This window comes from Pseudomonas sp. PSPC2-3 (genome assembly GCF_049898265.1).
In the GTDB taxonomy this organism is placed as follows: Bacteria; Pseudomonadota; Gammaproteobacteria; order Pseudomonadales; family Pseudomonadaceae; genus Aquipseudomonas; species Aquipseudomonas veronii.
In genome coordinates this window covers 282732-298509 of record NZ_JAFCXJ010000010.1, presented here as the reverse complement: position 1 = coordinate 298509, position 15778 = coordinate 282732, and the positions used below count along the sequence as shown (strand labels likewise).

Below are 15778 nucleotides of genomic sequence, written 5' to 3'. Positions count from 1 at the left end.
TTCAGGGGCTTGAGCGGTAAATCCTAGAACGTCACTTCCATATTCAGCGTGGGTGTCGACGTGCGACTGCCCCGACCGCCGTCCACACCGAACTTGTTATGCCAGTACTCGTAGCCCACTCCGAGGTACAGGTTCGGCGTTACGCGCTTGCCGGGTCGCACCGCGACCATCAGCGCGCTACGCATCAGCGTTTCCGCTGCGGTATCGCGGCCGTGGAAGTCCTCGCCCTTGTTGCCGACATGGTTGATAAACCCCTGGAACTTGGCCGCGTGGCTGCCGATCTCGAACGGACGCATCCACGTCAGGTTGAGCATGTAGGTGTCGTCGAAGGTATGGTCCGACTCTTTCGCGCCGGGAATCCCGCTGTGATTGCGTTCTTTGTAATACATCAGGCTCAGGTCCAATACGCCGACGGTGTTGAACTTCAAGGTCGGGCCGAACACCAGCGCGCGTTTTTTCGCCGAGGCAAAGTTGTTGTTGCGGTTGGCATCGAAGCCCAGGGTCAGGGCGTAGTCCTTGATCAACCCGGCGCCCAACGGCGTATCGAAAACGCGAGAGGCATACAACTGGTGTCGGTATACCGCATACACCTCACTGCCGCCGTGGTCGGTGCCCTTGCGCGGGTCGCGGCTGTCGGACAAAAACACATCGAGGTTCAGAAAGTTGCTGCCGTACTGGTAGCCACTGGCGTGGGTGACGCTGTAGATGCGCTTGCTGAATGCGTCGGGGTTGTTCGGGTTGGTGAATTGCTGGCCGTAGCGAAATCCTACGCTGTTGTTCATCCATTCCAGCGCGACAGCCTCCCCGCCGCCGAGGAGGGTCAATGCAACGGTTGCGCCCTGTAATGCCTTTTTCATTGTTTAGGTCCTATGGCGTTCTGGCTCATGACGGCCGGATTGTTTTTGTAACGCCGGTGGAGGGTATCTTGTTCGAATGATTGTATACAACTCTATGGACATATAGTCACGGTATTGCATACAGTGGCGCCACAACAAAAACAGAGAACCCCTCACCATGACTATCCCGAAGGCGTCATCGCAACGACCCGAAGATGAGAATCTCGGCGTCGCCGCCAACATGGCTTACGGCCTGCAGCATGTGCTCACCATGTACGGCGGCATCGTTGCCGTACCGTTGATCGTCGGCCAGGCGGCCGGGTTGTCGCCGGCGGATATCGGCCTGTTGATCGCCGCGTCGCTGTTTGCCGGCGGCCTGGCCACGTTGTTGCAAACCCTTGGCCTGCCGTTCTTTGGTTGTCAGTTGCCGCTGGTGCAGGGCGTGTCGTTTGCCGGCGTGGCGACGATGGTGGCGATTGTCGGCAGTGATGGCGCCGGTGGGGTGCCAGCGATTCTCGGGGCGGTGATGGCTGCGTCGTTTATCGGGCTGCTGATCACGCCGGTGTTCTCGCGGATCACCCAGTTTTTCCCGCCGTTGGTGACCGGCATTGTGATCACCACCATCGGCCTGACGCTGATGCCGGTGGCCGCACGCTGGGCCATGGGCGGCAACAGCCGTGCGGCGGATTTCGGCAGCATGGCGAACGTCGGCCTGGCCGCGTTGACCCTGTTGCTGGTGTTGTTGCTGAGCAAGATCGGCAGCGCGACGATCTCGCGGTTATCGATCCTGCTGGCGATGGTGATCGGCACCGTGATTGCGGTGTTCCTGGGCATGGCGGACTTTTCCGGCGTGACCCAGGGGCCGATGTTCGGCTTCCCCACACCGTTCCATTTCGGCATGCCGACCTTCCATGTGGCCGCGATCATTTCCATGTGCATTGTGGTGATGGTGACGCTGGTGGAGACTTCGGCGGACATCCTGGCCGTGGGCGAGATCATCGACACCAAAGTCGACTCCAAACGCCTGGGCAATGGCTTGCGTGCCGACATGCTGTCGAGCCTGTTCGCGCCGATCTTTGGTTCGTTTACCCAGAGCGCGTTCGCCCAGAACGTCGGCCTGGTGGCGGTCACCGGGGTGAAAAGTCGTTTTGTGGTCGCGACGGGCGGGTTGTTCCTGGTCGTCCTCGGCCTGCTGCCGTTCATGGGGCGGGTGATTGCGGCAGTGCCGACCTCGGTGTTGGGTGGTGCCGGGATCGTGTTGTTCGGCACCGTGGCAGCCAGCGGTATTCGCACACTGTCCAAGGTGGATTACCGCAACAACATGAACCTGATCATCGTGGCCACGTCCATCGGTTTCGGCATGATCCCGATTGCCGCGCCGAGCTTCTACGATCATTTTCCCAGCTGGTTCGCGACCATTTTCCATTCGGGCATCAGTTCGTCGGCGATCATGGCGATCTTGCTGAACCTGGCGTTCAACCACTTCACCGCCGGCAATTCGGACCAGCAGTCGGTGTTTGTGGCCGGGACTGAGCGCAGCCTGTGTTTCCAGGATGTGGCCGTCTTGCGCGAAGGCGATTACTTCAGGGGCGGCAAGCTGTTCGATGCCGAAGGCAAGGAGATTCCAGTGGTGGCCGAGGTGCCGAGAAAAACCGCGAAGGCCGAGACCAGCGAGGTTTGAAACGGTGGCAGCGGGTTTGCTCGCGATGGCGGTCAGGCGCTGACTGAACCACCGCCATCATGAGCAGGCCCGCTGCCACATTGCTCGTCAGCTTGCTTTGAGGGTCTTGTGCGGCACTGAACACGCCTCATCCAAAAACTTCACCACTGTCCCCATGCACGCCTGGCGCTCTTCGACATGGGGCATGTGGCTGGAGTCTTCAAACAGCGCCCAGCGCACATCCGCGATTTCATCCAGGAACGGCTTGACCACCAGCGGCGTGGCTTCGTCATGCCGGCCGGAAATCACCAGGGTCGGCACCTTGATTGCCGACAGACGGCCAATCACGTTCCAGTCCTTCAAACTGCCGATCACATGGAACTCGGTCGGGCCGCTCATGGCGTGGTACACGGTCGGGTCTGCATCGACCTGGGCGAATGTGCGCGCAACCTCGTCCGGCCATGGGTTGACCCGGCAGACGTGCTGGTCGTAGAAAATCCGCGAGGCGGCGAGGTATTCCGGGTCCTGGTAGGTGCCGGCGGCTTCATGCTTGAGCAGGGTTTCATGCACGCCTTCGGGCAGCAGCTGACGCAGGCGGTTGGCTTCGCTGACCCAGGTACGCATGCAGGTGGGCGAGTTGGCCGGGATAAACGCACGCAGGCCCTTGGGTTGCAGAATCGCGTGTTCGCTGCCGAGCATGCCGCCCCAGGATTGCCCGAGAATCGCGTAGTCCTGGCTGATTTGCAGGTGGTCCAGCAGGTTGTTCAGTTCGTCGAGGAACAGGCTGACAGTCCAGAAGGAGGAGGCTTTGTCGGGCAAGTGCGTGGAGCGGCCGTTGCCCAGTTGGTCGTAGTGGATGACGGCGTGACCACTGGCGGCGACGTCCTTGAAGGCATCGACGTAATCATGGGTGCAGCCGGGACCGCCGTGGATGATCACCAGCGGTGTACGGCCCGAGGCCAGGTCGCCGGTGACGCGATACCAGGTCTGATAGGGGCCGAAGGGCGCAAACCCTTCGCGGACTTTTTCGATGAATTCCATTTCGTATCCTGCTTTGAAAAAAAAGTATCAGGGACACGATAATCGGCACGCGACGTTTAGGTAACTAGCAAAACAGCTAGGTTTTGCCGAAGGGTCAATCTTCCAGCAAGCGGTAATGAGTGGCGCGCACCACGGCCTGTACGCGATTTTTCGCCCCCAGTTTGTGCATTGCCGAGGCAAGATGCAGGGTGACGACCGCCAGCGAGCGGCTCAGTTGCGTGGCGATTTCGGCGGCGGTCAGGCCGTCGGCGGCCCATTTCAGGCACTCGCGCTCGCGTTTGGTCAGACGGATATGCGGGTAGGTGCGTAGTTCATTGCTGAACAGTGGGTAGGCCGCTTCCTGCAGCGCATGGGAAATCAGGCCGAAATCCGACAAGCTCTGTTGCGCGTCCTCCAGCACCGTATGCGCCTTGCCGGTGCGCAAGCCGGTCAACGATGCGAAGCCGCCCCGGGGCAGATGAATCGGCACGCTGACGCCGCAGGTCAGTTGCTGGTCATGCAGGTAAGACGAGACGGGGGCGTGGCACGGGTCGATGATCTTCTGCAGCGCCGTCTGCGCCTTGGCCTCGTAGGACCAGACAAACGGCGACACCGTATTCAAGGCCAGGTGCTGCACCGGATCGATCTGGTAGAACCCTTCGCCGCACCACAAGGCATGCCAATCGGAAGGCGTGTTGCGCAGTTGCAGCACCGAAGGTGTGATCAACGTGCCGTTGAGGTCGATGGGCACCGGCGAGTAGTCATACACCAGCGCATCGAAACCCAACTGTTGGGCTAGAATAAACGCATTGTCCATCTGCTCGTCCAGGCTCCTGCCCGGCATGAGACGGTGATTGAAGGCAGTTAGCTTGGCCAGCATCCGTTCTGCTCCCGAATTCATATGAATCTCGACTTGCTGCAAGTAGAATGCCACGCCCCGGCGAAGGACTGCCAGGCCAAACCTATAAGAAATACTAGGTTATGGATGCACGGCATCCTCGGTAGCTTATGGCCTCATAAGCGGCCGCAACCCGCCAGGCCGATACCACACAAGGAACGTATGCATGTGGCGTGAAATAGCCCCCGACCAGCAGTACACCGTGCAAGTCGATGGCCATGACCTCGCGGTCTACAGCTTTGGCGAAGGCGATGAGGTGCTGTTGTGCCTCAACGGCGGGCCAGGGCTACCGTGTGACTATTTGCGCGACGCCCATGGCTGGCTCAAAGAGCATGACCTGCGAGTGGTTGCATTCGACCAGCTTGGCACCGGTGCTTCAGCCAGACCGACCGATGTTTCCCTGTGGGAAATCGGCCGTTATGTCGAAGAAGTCGAAACCGTGCGCCAAACCCTGGGCCTGGGCCGTGTGCATTTGCTCGGGCATTCCTGGGGCGGCTGGCTGGGCATCGAATACGCCATCCATTACCCCGATGCGCTGAAAAGCCTGATCCTGGAAAACACCGTCGGCGACATTCCGCACCTCTCCCAGGAACTCGAACGCCTGCGCGGCGCCCTCGGCAGTGAAACCGTGGCGATGATGCAGCGCCATGAAGCCATGGGGACGCTGGATCATCCGCAGTACCAGGCCGCGATCACCTTGCTCAATTATCGCCATGTGTGCCGCCTGGACGAATGGCCGGCGCCGCTCCGGCGCTCCCTTGACGACTGGAACATGGGCCCTTACGCAACCATGCAGGGCCCCAACGAATTTCTGTATATCGGCAACCTCAAGGACTGGAACCGCATCGCCGAGATGGCCGATTTCAACATGCCGATGCTGATCACCACCGGCCAGCACGACGAGCTCACCCCGGCCTGCGCCCTGCGCATGAAACTGGCCGCCCGGCACGCCGAATTGCATGTGTTCCGCAACAGCAGCCATATGCCATTTTACGAAGAGCCCCAGGCGTACTTCCCGGTACTGCTGGACTTCCTCGCTCGTCACCGAGGCTGACGGATGAACCTGGCGCGCTACCGCTTCGTGCTGACCCGGCCGCTGCAATTGCTGCCGGTGCTGTTCGGCATCAGCCTGATCACCTTCGTGCTGGTGCGCTCGATTCCCGGTGACCCGGCGCGCGCGCTGCTCGGCTCGCGCAGCACGCCGGATGCGTTGCTGAAGATCCGCGCACAGTTCGGGCTCGACCAGCCGCTGTGGCTGCAATATTTTTACTTCTTGAAAAACCTGCTCAAGGGCGACCTCGGCCAATCGCTGTTGTACAAGGTCGACGCGTTGAAGCTGATCGTCACCCGTATCGAGCCGACCCTGGTGCTGGTGCTCGGCAGTGTGCTGCTGGCGCTGCTGATCGCAGTGCCGCTGGCCACCGTCGCGGCGCGGCGCAAAGGCGGCTGGGCGGACAACCTGATCCGCGTGTTCACCACCGTCGGCCTGGGTATGCCGGCATTTTGGCTGGGGTTGATGCTGATCCTGCTGCTTAGCGTGCAATGGGGCCTGTTTCCGGTGTCCGGCTACGGTCGCACCTGGCTGGACAAGGCGCACCATATGGTCCTGCCGTGCCTGACCATCGCCCTGGCCCTGTCGGCGGTGCTGGTGCGCAACCTGCGGGCGAGCATGTTGATGGAGTTGCAGGCGGACCATGTTACCGCTGCCCGGGCGCGCGGGTTGTCGGAAGCGGCGGTGTTTCGCCGGCATGTACTGCCCAATTCCCTGGTGCCGACGGTCAACCTGCTGGCGGTGAATATCGGTTGGCTGATCAGCGGCACGGTGGTTATCGAAAGCCTGTTCGCCATTCCCGGCATCGGCCAGTTACTGGTGCGCGGCATCTTTACCCGAGACTACATGGTGGTGCAGGGCGTGGCCATGGTGCTGGCCTGTGCGACGGTGGTGGTCAACTTCGTCGCGGATGTGGTGACCGTCGCCCTCGACCCACGGGTGAAGATGCAATGAGCACTCGTCCACTGATCGCGCCATGGCGCTTGCGCCTGCGCTTTGGCTTGCGCGACGGGCGGCTGACCGCCGCGTGGGGTTTGCTGATTCTGCTGGCGTGGCTGGGCCTGGCGTTGTTTGCGCCGTGGCTCGCGCCGTTCGACCCGATCGCGCAGAACACCGATCTCAGCTTGCTCGGGCCGAGCCTGGGCCATCCCTTCGGTACGGATAATTATGGCCGCGATATTCTCTCGCGGGTGATCTGGGGCGCACGCATCGACCTGCAATTGGCGATTGTCGGGGTGATCTTCCCGTTCATGATCGGTACCTTTATCGGCGCGGTCTCCGGCTATATCGGCGGGCGTTTCGACAGCGTCTGCATGCGCGTCATCGACGTGATCCTGGCGTTCCCGTTCCTGGTGTTGATGCTGGCAATCATGGCCATCCTCGGTCCGGGCTTGAAGAGTTTCTATATCGCCATGGCGCTGGTGGGCTGGGTGTCGTATGCGCGGTTGATCCGCTCGCAGATCCTGGTGCTCAAGGAAAGTGACTTCGCCCTGGCGGCCAAAAGCCTCGGCTTTGGCCATGGGCGCATTCTGTTCCGGCACTTGCTGCCGAATGCGATGTTTGGCTCGATTGTGTTTTCCATGTCTGACGCGGTGCTGGTGCTGCTCAACGGCGCAGCGGTGAGTTACCTGGGCCTGGGCGTGCAACCGCCGACCGCCGAGTGGGGAACGATGGTCGCCGAAGGGCAGGCCTTCATTACCACCGCCTGGTGGATCTGTACTTTTCCGGGGCTGGCCATCGTGACCCTGGCCATGGGCTTCAGCCTGCTGGCCGATGGCGTGGCGCAAGTGTTGGGAGAGCGCCCATGAGCCTGCTGCAAGTGCGCGACCTGAGCGTGATCGCCAACAATGCCGGGCGCGACGTGACCCTGGTCGACCGCGTCTCCTTCGACCTGGCCGAAGGCGAGATCCTCGGCCTGGTAGGCGAAAGCGGCTCGGGCAAGACCATGGCCTGTCGCGGGCTGATCCGCCTGTTGCCGTCGCCCAACCTGCGCGTGCAGGGCGGCGCGGTGCGCCTGGCCGGCCAGGACTTGCTGCCACTGGACGACGCAGGCATGCGCGCAATCCGTGGCGGGCAATTGGGCATGATCTTCCAGAACCCCAGCAGCCACCTCGACCCGCTGATGCGTATCGGCGAACAGATCGCCGAGGGCATCCGCCTGCATCAAGGCGCGTCGAAAAAAGACGCGCGCCGGCAAGCCATCGAAGTGTTGCGCCAAGTGGGCATTCCCGATCCCCAGGCGCGGGTCGACAACTACCCTCACGAGTTTTCCGGCGGCATGCGCCAGCGCGCCATGATCGCCGTGGCATTGGGCTGCAACCCGACAGTGCTGATTGCCGACGAACCCACCACGGCCCTCGATGTGACCGTGCAGGCGCAAATCCTGCGGCTGTTGCTGGAGCTGCGCGACCAGCGTGGCTTGTCGATCATCATGATCACCCACGACCTCGGCGTGGTGGCGCAAACCTGCGACTCCATCGCGGTGATGTACGCCGGGCGCCTGTGCGAGCACGCCAGTAAATACGAGTTGCTCGCCCATCCCCGACACCCGTACACCGCGGGGCTGATCGATTGCCAGCCGGCCCACAGCAGCGGCCACGCCTTGCTGCGCACCATTGCTGGCCAGCCGCCGTTGCTCGATGCGTTGCCCGTCGGGTGCCGCTTCCACCCGCGTTGCCCGCAAGTCGGCAGCCTGTGTCGCGAACGCTTGCCGGAAGGTGCGCGGGTGGCCTGTCACTATCCGTTGGGAGATCGCCCATGAGCCTGTTGCAGATCAAGGACCTGGAGGTACGGTTTGCCGCGTCCGGCAGCGGGATGTTCGGCCTGCACAAACAGTGGGTGAGGGCGGTCAACGGTGTGTCGCTGAACCTGGCGGCGGGCGAGACCCTGGGGCTGGTGGGCGAATCCGGCAGCGGCAAAAGTACCCTCGGCCGGGCGATTCTGCACCTCAACCCGATCAGCGCCGGGCAGGTGCTGTTCGACGGCATCGACATGGCCCACGGCAGCGCCGTCGACATCGCCCGCCTGCGCCATGAAACCGCGATGATCTTCCAAGACCCGTATGCCGCGCTGAACCCACGCCACACCATCGGCGAAACCCTTGCCGAAGTGTTGCGGGTGCAGCGCAAAGTCGCGCCGCAGCAGATCGCGCGGCGTGTCGACGAATTACTCGAGCTGGTCGGCCTGCGCCCTGAATTGGCCGCTCGCAAGCCCGGCTCCCTCAGCGGCGGCCAGTGCCAGCGAGTCGGCATCGCCCGGGCGCTGGCGGTGGAGCCGCGCTTGATCGTTGCCGATGAATGCGTGGCGGCACTGGATGTCTCGATCCAGGGACAGATCATCAACCTGTTGCTGGAACTGCAACAGCGCATGAACCTGGCGATCCTGTTCATCGCCCATGACCTGGCCATCGTGCGCCGCCTGTGCGACCGCGTGGCGGTGATGTACCTGGGCCAGATCGTCGAGGAGGGGCCGGTGGAAGCGGTCTTCACTTCACCGCGTCACCCGTATACGGCGGCGTTGATCCAGGCGATTCCCGAGATCGATCCGCATCGGCCGTTGCCCACGGAGCCCTTGCCCGGCGAGCCGCCGAGCCCGCTGAATTTGCCTACAGGCTGTGCTTTTCACCCGCGTTGCCGGTATGCCCAGACCGTGTGTTCCGTGGTGTTGCCGCCGACCCATTTCCTGCACGAGCATCGGTACAGTTGCGTGCTTGAAGAACCTTTGCTTTGACCCCTGCCATTCTTGAACAACCGCCGTTATAAACAAGGAGTTATGACATGCAATCGCGCCACTTGAAGTTGCTCGCCGCCGCCACATTGACCGCCTGGTCGCTGACCGCCGGTCTTGCCCAGGCCGCCGGTGTTCTCACCATCGGTTGCCGGGAAGACAGCACCACGTTTGATCCGATCAAAAGCGCGCAAAACCGCGACACCTGGGTCTTTGCCAACGTCTACGACACCCTGGTGCGCGTGGACAACCTGGGCACCAAGATGGAGCCGGGGCTGGCTGAAAGCTGGGAGATTTCCAAGGACGGCCTGACCTACACCTTCAAGCTGCGTGCGGCGAAGTTCTCGGATGACTCGCCGATCACCGCAGAGGATGCGGCGTTCAGCCTGTTGCGCATCCGTGACAACAAGGCCTCGCTGTGGAGCGACCCGTTCAGCCTGATCGACACGGCCAAGGCCGCCGACCCGCAAACCCTGGTGGTAACGCTGAAGACTCCGGCTGTCGCGTTCCTCTCGCAACTGGCGTCGCCGACGGTGTCGATCCTGTCGGAAAAGGCCATGAGCAAAATGGGCGAAGACGCCTACGCGGAAAACCCGGTGACCTCCGGCGCGTTTACCGTGGGCGAGTGGCGCAAGGGCGATCGGGTGATCCTGAAGAAAAACCCGAACTTCTGGCAGGCCGGGAACGTCAGCCTGGATGGCGTGGAGTGGGTCTCGGTGACCGACGACAACACGCGCATGCGTATGGTGCAGAACAACGAGCTGGACACGGCGATCTTCGTACCGTTCTCCCGGGTTGAAGAACTGAAGAAAGACAAAAACGTGGTGATCCATTCCGACCCGTCCACCCGCGAAGATCACCTGCTGATCAACCACGAGCACGGCCTGCTGGCCAAGCCGGAAGTACGCCAGGCGCTGGACATGGCCATCGACAAACAATCGCTGGTGAAGACGGCCACTTACGGTCAAGGCACTGTGGCTTATTCCTACATCCCCAAAGGTTCGCTGTACCACTACGCCAACAACCTGCAGCGCCCGTATGACCCGACCGCGGCGAAGAAACTGCTGGCCGACGCCGGCGCCAAGGACTTGAAGCTGAACTATGTGGTCAACGCCGGCAACGAAGCCGACGAGCAGATCGCGGTGATCATCAAGGACCAGTTGGCCAAGGTCGGCGTGACGGCCAACCTGCAGAAAGTCGACCCGACCCAAAGCTGGCAGATGCTGGTGGACGGTGATTACGATATTTCGGTGATGTACTGGACCAACGACATCCTCGACCCGGACCAGAAGACCACCTTCGTGCTGGGCCACGACACCAACAAGAACTACATGACCCGCTACAGGAACGACAAGGTCAAGGAACTGGTCGCCGCCGCACGCATCGAGGCCGACCCGGCCAAGCGTGAGCAGATGTACGTCGACCTGCAGAAACTGGCGAAACAGGATGTGAACTGGATCGACCTGTACTACAGCCCGTACATCAACATCTCACGCAAGAATGTGAGCAACTTCCTGCAAAACCCATTGGGTCGCTTCACCCTCGAGGAAGTCGTGAAAAACTAAAGAACACCGCTAAATAAATGTGGGAGGGGGCTTGCCCCCGATGGCGGTGGGTCAGTCACAGATGCAGTGACTGACACCCTGCTATCGGGGGCAAGCCCCCTCCCACATGTGTCGGCCGTTACTGCGCGTCGAACGCTTGCCCGTTGATCCCGCTGCTGTCCGGCCCCATCAGGTACAGGTACACCGGCATGATGTCTTCCGGCGCCGGGTTGTCGGCCGGGTTTTCCCCCGGGTACGCCTGGGCCCGCATGCTGGTGCGTGTGGCGCCGGGGTTGATGCTGTTGGCCCGTACTGGCGCAACGGTGTCGAGCTCGTCGGCGAGGGTTTGCATCAGGCCTTCGGTGGCGAATTTCGATACGCCATAGGCACCCCAATACGCCCGGCCCTTGCGCCCGACGCTGCTGGAAGTGAACACCACTGAGGCGTCCTGGGACAGCTTGAGCAGCGGCAACAGCGTGCTGGTCAGCATGAACATCGCGTTGACGTTGATGTGCATCACCCGCATGAAGTTCTCACCGGACAACTGCTCGATCGGCGTGCGTGGGCCGATGATCGAGGCGTTGTGCAGCAGGCCGTCGAGGTGGCCGAATTCCTTTTCGATCATCGCCGCCAGCTCATCGTATTGATGGGGCAGGGCGGTCTCCAGGTTGAACGGGATCACCACCGGTTGCGGGTGGCCGGCGGCTTCGATCTCGTCGTACACCTGGGCCAGGTTGGCTTCGGTCTTGCCCAGCAACAGCACGGTCGCGCCATGGGCGGCATAGGTTTTCGCCGCCGCCGCGCCAATCCCGCGACCGGCACCGGTCACCAGGATGACGCGGCCTTTGAGCAGTTCGGGACGTGCAGAGTAATCAAACATAAATAGCCTCGACAAAATTCACTAGGTGACCAACACCGAGCTGGAAAACACTGAAGATCCCCTGTGGGAGGGGCTTCATAGGTCAGCAAGACCGGTAGACCATCAGCAACTGCACAGCGCGTTATCCAGCACCTTGCGCAATTCCAGCGGGTGATCCACCACCACATCCGCGCCCCAGTGACGTGGGTTGTCGTCCGGGTGGATGTAGCCATAGGTGACCGCCGCCGTGCGGGTGCCGGCGTCGCGGCCGGACTCGATGTCGCGCAGGTCATCGCCGACGAACAGCACGCTGGCCGGGTCCAGGTTGAGCATCTGGCACGCCAGGATCAGCGGCTCCGGGTGCGGCTTGCTGTTCGTCACGTGGTCTGGGCAGATCAGCAGCGCCGAGCGCTCGGCCAGGCCCAGCTGCTGCATGATCGGCTCGGCAAACCGCAGCGGTTTGTTGGTGACCACGCCCCAGATCAGCTTGGATTTTTCGATGTCTGCCAGCAGCTCGGCCATCCCGTCGAACAACGCGCTGTGGATCGCGCAGCCCTTGAGGTAGCGCTCGAGGAACTCCAGGCGCAGTTCTTCAAAGCCCGGGGATTCCGGGTCCATCGAGAAGGTCACGGCGACCATCGCCCGCGCGCCGCCGGAGATTTCATCGCGGATATGCTGGTCGTTGATCGGCGCCAGGTTACGGTCGGCGCGCATGGCCTGGCAGATGGCGATAAAGTCCGGCGCGGTGTCCAGCAGGGTACCGTCCATATCGAAGAGAACTGCTCGCAACTTCACAGGCTTACTCCTCGCGCAGGGTCTGGATCATGTAGTTGACGTCGACGTCGCTGGCCAGCTTGTAGTGCTTGGTCAGCGGGTTGTAGGTCAGGCCGATGATGTCCTTGACGCTCAGCCCGGCCTGACGGCTCCAGGCGCCCAGCTCGGAAGGGCGGATGAATTTCTTGAAGTCGTGGGTGCCGCGCGGCAGCAGCTTCATGATGTATTCGGCGCCGATGATCGCGAACAGGTAGGCCTTGGGGTTGCGGTTGATCGTGGAGAAGAACACCTGGCCGCCGGGCTTGACCATGCGGAAGCAGGCGCGGATCACCGAGGAGGGGTCCGGCACGTGTTCGAGCATTTCCAGGCAGGTGATCACGTCGAACTGCTCGGGCATTTCCTCGGCCAGGGCTTCGGCGGTGATCTGGCGGTATTCGACGTTCACCCCGGATTCCAGCTGATGCAACTGGGCCACGGCCAACGGCGCTTCGCCCATGTCGATCCCCAGCACCGTAGCGCCGCGCTGGGCCATGGCTTCGCTGAGGATGCCGCCGCCGCAACCGACGTCCAGCACCTTCTTGCCGGCCAGGTTGATGCGTTCGTCAATCCAGTTGACCCGCAGCGGGTTGATGTCGTGCAGGGGTTTGAACTCGCTTTCGCGGTCCCACCAGCGGTGGGCCAGGGCTTCGAATTTGGCGATTTCGGCGTGGTCGACGTTGCTCATGGTGGTTCCTCTAAATCGGATAAATCGGTTTGTCGGCCCTGAACCCGGGTTCAGGACCGGCGTTATTCGCGGTGCCCGCTGATGCGCTGGCCCCAGGCAATGGCCATGGCGGTCAACTGTGGTTCATCCATGCGGGTCAACTGCCGGTTGTCGAGCAACTGCTTGCCGGCGACCCAAAGGTGTTTCACGCTATCGCGTCCGGTGGCATATATAAGCTGTGAGACCGGATCGTAGATCGGTTGTTGCGCCAGCCCCGAAAGATCAAAGGCGACGATATCCGCCGCCTTGCCGACCTCCAGCGAGCCAATCTCGCCCTCCAGGCCCATGGCGCGGGCGCCGTTGAGGGTCGCCATGCGCAAGGCACGGTGGGCATCCAGGGCGGTCACCGAACCGGAGACGGCCTTGGCCAGCATCGCGGCGGTACGGGTTTCGCCCAGCAGGTCGAGGTCATTGTTGCTGGCGGCGCCATCGGTACCGATGGCCACATTGACGCCAGCCTGCCACAGACGCTCCACCGGGCAGAAGCCGCTGGCCAGTTTCAGGTTCGATTCCGGGCAATGGATGACGCTGGTGTTGCTTTCTACCAGCAAAGCCAGGTCGTCCTCGCTGATTTGGGTCATGTGAACAGCCTGAAAGCGCGGGCCCAGCAGGCCAAGCCGGCCGAGGCGCGCCAATGGGCGTTCGCCGGTCTGCTCGACAGACTGTTGTACCTCGAACGCGCTCTCGTGCACATGCATATGGATCGCCGCGTCCAGCTCCTCGGCGATCACCCGGATCTTTTCCAGGTTGGCGTCGCTCACGGTGTAGGGCGCGTGGGGGCCGAAGGTGATCTTGATGCGCGGGTGATGCTTGAGGTCGCCGAACAACTCGATGCCCTGGCGAATCGCCTCGTCGGCGCTGCTGGCGCCGGGAATCGGGAAGTCGAGGATCGGAATCGCGATCTGCGCGCGCATCCCGCTGTTGTGGACGCAATCACTGGCGACCTTGGGAAAGAAGTACATGTCCGAGAAGCAAGTAATGCCCCCCTTGAGCTGTTCGGCGATGGCCAGGTCGGTGCCGTCGCGCACGAAGGCTTCATCGACCCACTTGGTCTCGGCGGGCCAGATGTGTTTTTCCAGCCAGGTCATCAGCGGCAGGTCATCGGCCAGGCCGCGAAACAGGGTCATCGCCGCGTGGCCGTGGGCGTTGATCAGGCCGGGGCTGAGCAGCATGCCCGGCAGCTCGCGCACTTCACTGGCGGAAAGTTTCAGCGCCGCGGCCCGCGGGCCGATAAAGGCAATGCGCCCATCGCGGATGCCCAGGCCATGCTCCTTGAGCACCACGCCGGCGGGTTCGACAGGTACCAGCCACGTCGGCAGTAGCAATAAGTCGAGCGGGGCGGCAGTGGAGGTCATCGCAGGCTTCTTCCCGGGCAGCAATAAAAGAAGGGCGAAGTATACCCGAGCGTCCTGGCTGGCGGATCGCTATAATCGGCGGCTTTTGTTCATGAGTGCGGGGTGAGGGATGCGCGATCGACTGTTGGCTGCGGAGAAAGTGAAGGCCATCGATTGGCGCGATGGCGCACTGCACCTGCTCGACCAGCGTGTTTTGCCGTCCCGGGAAAGCTGGGTGACCTGCTCCACGGTCGATGAAGTGGCCGCGGCCATACGCTCGATGGTCGTGCGCGGCGCAGCGGCCATCGGCATCAGTGCCGCCTACGGCCTGGTACTCGCCGCCCGCGAACGGATCGCCGAGGGCGATGACTGGCAGGCTGGATGGGAAGAAGACTACGCACTTTTGGCCGATACCCGCCCGACCGGCGCAAACCTGCTCTGGGCCCTCAAACGCATGCGCGACCGCCTGGACCGTCTCAAACAGCACGCCGATCCGCTGGCGGTGTTGGAGGCCGAAGCCATCGCGATCCATGAGAGCGATCGCGAAGCCAACGTCGTCATGGCTCAGTTGGGCGTCGAGCGGATTCGCAAGCACCAGGGCAACGCCCAGGCGATCCTGACCCATGGCAACGCAGGCGCCCTGGCCACAGGAGGCGTCGGCACGGCCCTCGGCGTGATCCGCGCGGCCTTCCTGGAGGGGCTGGTCGAGCAGGTCTATGTCAACGAAACCCGGCCATGGTTGCAAGGTTCGCGGCTGACGGCGTGGGAATTGGCTGGCGAGGGGCTGCCCGTCACGGTCAATGCCGACTCGGCGGGCGCGCATATCCTCAAGACCAAAGGTGTGACCTGGGTGATCGTCGGCGCCGACTGCATTGCGGCCAACGGTGATGTGATCGGCAAGATCGGCACTTATCAATTGGCGGTCTGCGCCATGCACCATGGCGTGCGTTTCATGGTGGTGGCGCCGAGTTCGACCCTGGACCTGATGATGGCCTCCGGCGATGACGTGGCCCTGGAAGAGCGCGCTGCGGGCGAGTTGCTGGACGTCGCCGGGCAGCGTTTTGCTGCGGATGTGAATGCCTTCAATCCGGTGTTTGATGTGACCCCGGCCGACTTGATCGACGTGATCGTGACCGAAAAGGGTGTTGTCGAACGGCCTGACACGGCCAAGCTCGCCAAGTTGATGTGCCGTAAACGCCTGCATTGAGGGCTTTGGTGGTTGTTAGATTGCCATCGGGAGCAAGCTCCCTCCCACATTTGACGGTGTTCACAATTTGAGTGTGGCAGGGGGCTTGCTCCCGATTGGCCTTGAA

At 62.3% G+C, this 15778-nt stretch carries 15 protein-coding genes; 8 read left to right on the top strand and 7 right to left on the bottom strand.

Translation table 11 applies throughout. The features are described 5' to 3' along the window. Nucleotides 1–23: 23 nt before the first annotated feature. A complete protein-coding gene (locus ACP7E3_RS23935) occupies nt 24–857 on the bottom strand; it encodes a nucleoside-binding protein (RefSeq protein ID WP_426124580.1) in 834 nt (277 codons plus the stop codon). Between the two features lie 157 nt (nt 858–1014). On the opposite strand from ACP7E3_RS23935, the gene ACP7E3_RS23930 reads away from it, so the two are divergent. Next, nucleotides 1015–2517 carry a nucleobase:cation symporter-2 family protein gene (locus ACP7E3_RS23930; RefSeq protein WP_046490485.1) on the top strand — a complete coding sequence of 501 codons (1503 nt, stop codon included), beginning with the start codon at nt 1015–1017 and terminating at the stop codon, nt 2515–2517. Between the two features lie 87 nt (nt 2518–2604). Here the strand turns inward: ACP7E3_RS23930 and ACP7E3_RS23925 are convergent, their stop codons facing one another. Both ACP7E3_RS23925 and ACP7E3_RS23920 read right to left on the bottom strand, forming a co-directional pair. Further along, the gene (locus ACP7E3_RS23925) at nt 2605–3537 is read right to left on the bottom strand and encodes a proline iminopeptidase-family hydrolase (RefSeq protein ID WP_426124578.1); all 933 of its coding nucleotides are present in this window, start codon (nt 3535–3537) and stop codon (nt 2605–2607) included. Between the two features lie 94 nt (nt 3538–3631). After that, nucleotides 3632–4396, bottom strand: coding sequence for a LuxR family transcriptional regulator (locus ACP7E3_RS23920; RefSeq protein ID WP_046384289.1), 765 nt, complete (start codon nt 4394–4396; stop codon nt 3632–3634). Between the two features lie 184 nt (nt 4397–4580). Here ACP7E3_RS23920 and ACP7E3_RS23915 point away from each other — a divergent pair, with 184 nt between their 5' ends. The 6 genes from ACP7E3_RS23915 to ACP7E3_RS23890 are packed head-to-tail and all read left to right on the top strand — an operon-like array spanning nt 4581 to nt 10756. Next, on the top strand, nt 4581–5468 hold the full coding sequence (locus tag ACP7E3_RS23915; protein ID WP_017848864.1) for a proline iminopeptidase-family hydrolase: 888 nt from the start codon (nt 4581–4583) through the stop codon (nt 5466–5468). Between the two features lie 3 nt (nt 5469–5471). Continuing rightward, a complete protein-coding gene (locus ACP7E3_RS23910; protein ID WP_046384288.1) occupies nt 5472–6419 on the top strand; it encodes an ABC transporter permease in 948 nt (315 codons plus the stop codon). After that, a complete protein-coding gene (locus ACP7E3_RS23905) occupies nt 6416–7273 on the top strand; it encodes an ABC transporter permease (RefSeq protein WP_057003760.1) in 858 nt (285 codons plus the stop codon). Before ACP7E3_RS23910 ends, ACP7E3_RS23905 begins: the two co-directional genes overlap by 4 nt. Next, on the top strand, nt 7270–8226 hold the full coding sequence (locus tag ACP7E3_RS23900) for an ABC transporter ATP-binding protein (RefSeq protein WP_046384287.1): 957 nt from the start codon (nt 7270–7272) through the stop codon (nt 8224–8226). Before ACP7E3_RS23905 ends, ACP7E3_RS23900 begins: the two co-directional genes overlap by 4 nt. Beyond that, the gene (locus ACP7E3_RS23895) at nt 8223–9194 is read left to right on the top strand and encodes an ABC transporter ATP-binding protein (protein ID WP_108524373.1); all 972 of its coding nucleotides are present in this window, start codon (nt 8223–8225) and stop codon (nt 9192–9194) included. Before ACP7E3_RS23900 ends, ACP7E3_RS23895 begins: the two co-directional genes overlap by 4 nt. A gap of 47 nt (nt 9195–9241) precedes the next feature. Continuing rightward, nucleotides 9242–10756 (top strand): ABC transporter substrate-binding protein, encoded by a 1515-nt coding sequence (locus ACP7E3_RS23890; RefSeq protein WP_126587943.1) that lies wholly within the window; start codon nt 9242–9244, stop codon nt 10754–10756. A gap of 118 nt (nt 10757–10874) precedes the next feature. Here ACP7E3_RS23890 and ACP7E3_RS23885 read toward each other — a convergent pair whose 3' ends face one another. The 4 genes from ACP7E3_RS23885 to ACP7E3_RS23870 all read right to left on the bottom strand — a co-directional run bounded on the left by ACP7E3_RS23885 (nt 10875) and on the right by ACP7E3_RS23870 (nt 14486). Beyond that, complete coding sequence (locus ACP7E3_RS23885; protein ID WP_017848858.1) at nt 10875–11615, bottom strand: YciK family oxidoreductase; 741 nt, start codon at nt 11613–11615, stop codon at nt 10875–10877. A 102-nt stretch (nt 11616–11717) separates the two neighbouring features. After that, entirely contained in the window at nt 11718–12389 is a 672-nt protein-coding gene (gene mupP, locus ACP7E3_RS23880) for an N-acetylmuramic acid 6-phosphate phosphatase MupP (protein ID WP_046384284.1), read from the bottom strand. A gap of 4 nt (nt 12390–12393) precedes the next feature. Next, nucleotides 12394–13092 (bottom strand): bifunctional 2-polyprenyl-6-hydroxyphenol methylase/3-demethylubiquinol 3-O-methyltransferase UbiG, encoded by a 699-nt coding sequence (ubiG, locus tag ACP7E3_RS23875; RefSeq protein WP_017848856.1) that lies wholly within the window; start codon nt 13090–13092, stop codon nt 12394–12396. Nucleotides 13093–13154: 62 nt separating this feature from the next. After that, nucleotides 13155–14486, bottom strand: coding sequence for a TRZ/ATZ family hydrolase (locus tag ACP7E3_RS23870; protein WP_046384283.1), 1332 nt, complete (start codon nt 14484–14486; stop codon nt 13155–13157). A 109-nt stretch (nt 14487–14595) separates the two neighbouring features. Between ACP7E3_RS23870 and mtnA the strand changes: the two genes are divergently transcribed. After that, nucleotides 14596–15672: an S-methyl-5-thioribose-1-phosphate isomerase gene (mtnA, locus tag ACP7E3_RS23865; protein ID WP_057003757.1), complete on the top strand. Its 1077-nt coding sequence runs from the start codon at nt 14596–14598 to the stop codon at nt 15670–15672. Nucleotides 15673–15778 lie beyond the last annotated feature (106 nt).

Coding starts and splice junctions, on each gene's coding strand:
- ACP7E3_RS23910 (WP_046384288.1), top strand. CDS start 5,472: ATGAACCTGGCGCGCTACCGCTTCGTGCTGACCCGGCCGCTGCAATTG.
- ACP7E3_RS23905 (WP_057003760.1), top strand. CDS start 6,416: ATGAGCACTCGTCCACTGATCGCGCCATGGCGCTTGCGCCTGCGCTTT.
- ACP7E3_RS23895 (WP_108524373.1), top strand. CDS start 8,223: ATGAGCCTGTTGCAGATCAAGGACCTGGAGGTACGGTTTGCCGCGTCC.
- ubiG (WP_017848856.1), bottom strand. CDS start 13,092: ATGAGCAACGTCGACCACGCCGAAATCGCCAAATTCGAAGCCCTGGCC.
- ACP7E3_RS23900 (WP_046384287.1), top strand. CDS start 7,270: ATGAGCCTGCTGCAAGTGCGCGACCTGAGCGTGATCGCCAACAATGCC.
- ACP7E3_RS23920 (WP_046384289.1), bottom strand. CDS start 4,396: ATGCTGGCCAAGCTAACTGCCTTCAATCACCGTCTCATGCCGGGCAGG.
- ACP7E3_RS23915 (WP_017848864.1), top strand. CDS start 4,581: ATGTGGCGTGAAATAGCCCCCGACCAGCAGTACACCGTGCAAGTCGAT.
- ACP7E3_RS23930 (WP_046490485.1), top strand. CDS start 1,015: ATGACTATCCCGAAGGCGTCATCGCAACGACCCGAAGATGAGAATCTC.
- ACP7E3_RS23925 (WP_426124578.1), bottom strand. CDS start 3,537: ATGGAATTCATCGAAAAAGTCCGCGAAGGGTTTGCGCCCTTCGGCCCC.
- ACP7E3_RS23935 (WP_426124580.1), bottom strand. CDS start 857: ATGAAAAAGGCATTACAGGGCGCAACCGTTGCATTGACCCTCCTCGGC.
- ACP7E3_RS23870 (WP_046384283.1), bottom strand. CDS start 14,486: ATGACCTCCACTGCCGCCCCGCTCGACTTATTGCTACTGCCGACGTGG.
- ACP7E3_RS23890 (WP_126587943.1), top strand. CDS start 9,242: ATGCAATCGCGCCACTTGAAGTTGCTCGCCGCCGCCACATTGACCGCC.
- ACP7E3_RS23885 (WP_017848858.1), bottom strand. CDS start 11,615: ATGTTTGATTACTCTGCACGTCCCGAACTGCTCAAAGGCCGCGTCATC.
- mtnA (WP_057003757.1), top strand. CDS start 14,596: ATGCGCGATCGACTGTTGGCTGCGGAGAAAGTGAAGGCCATCGATTGG.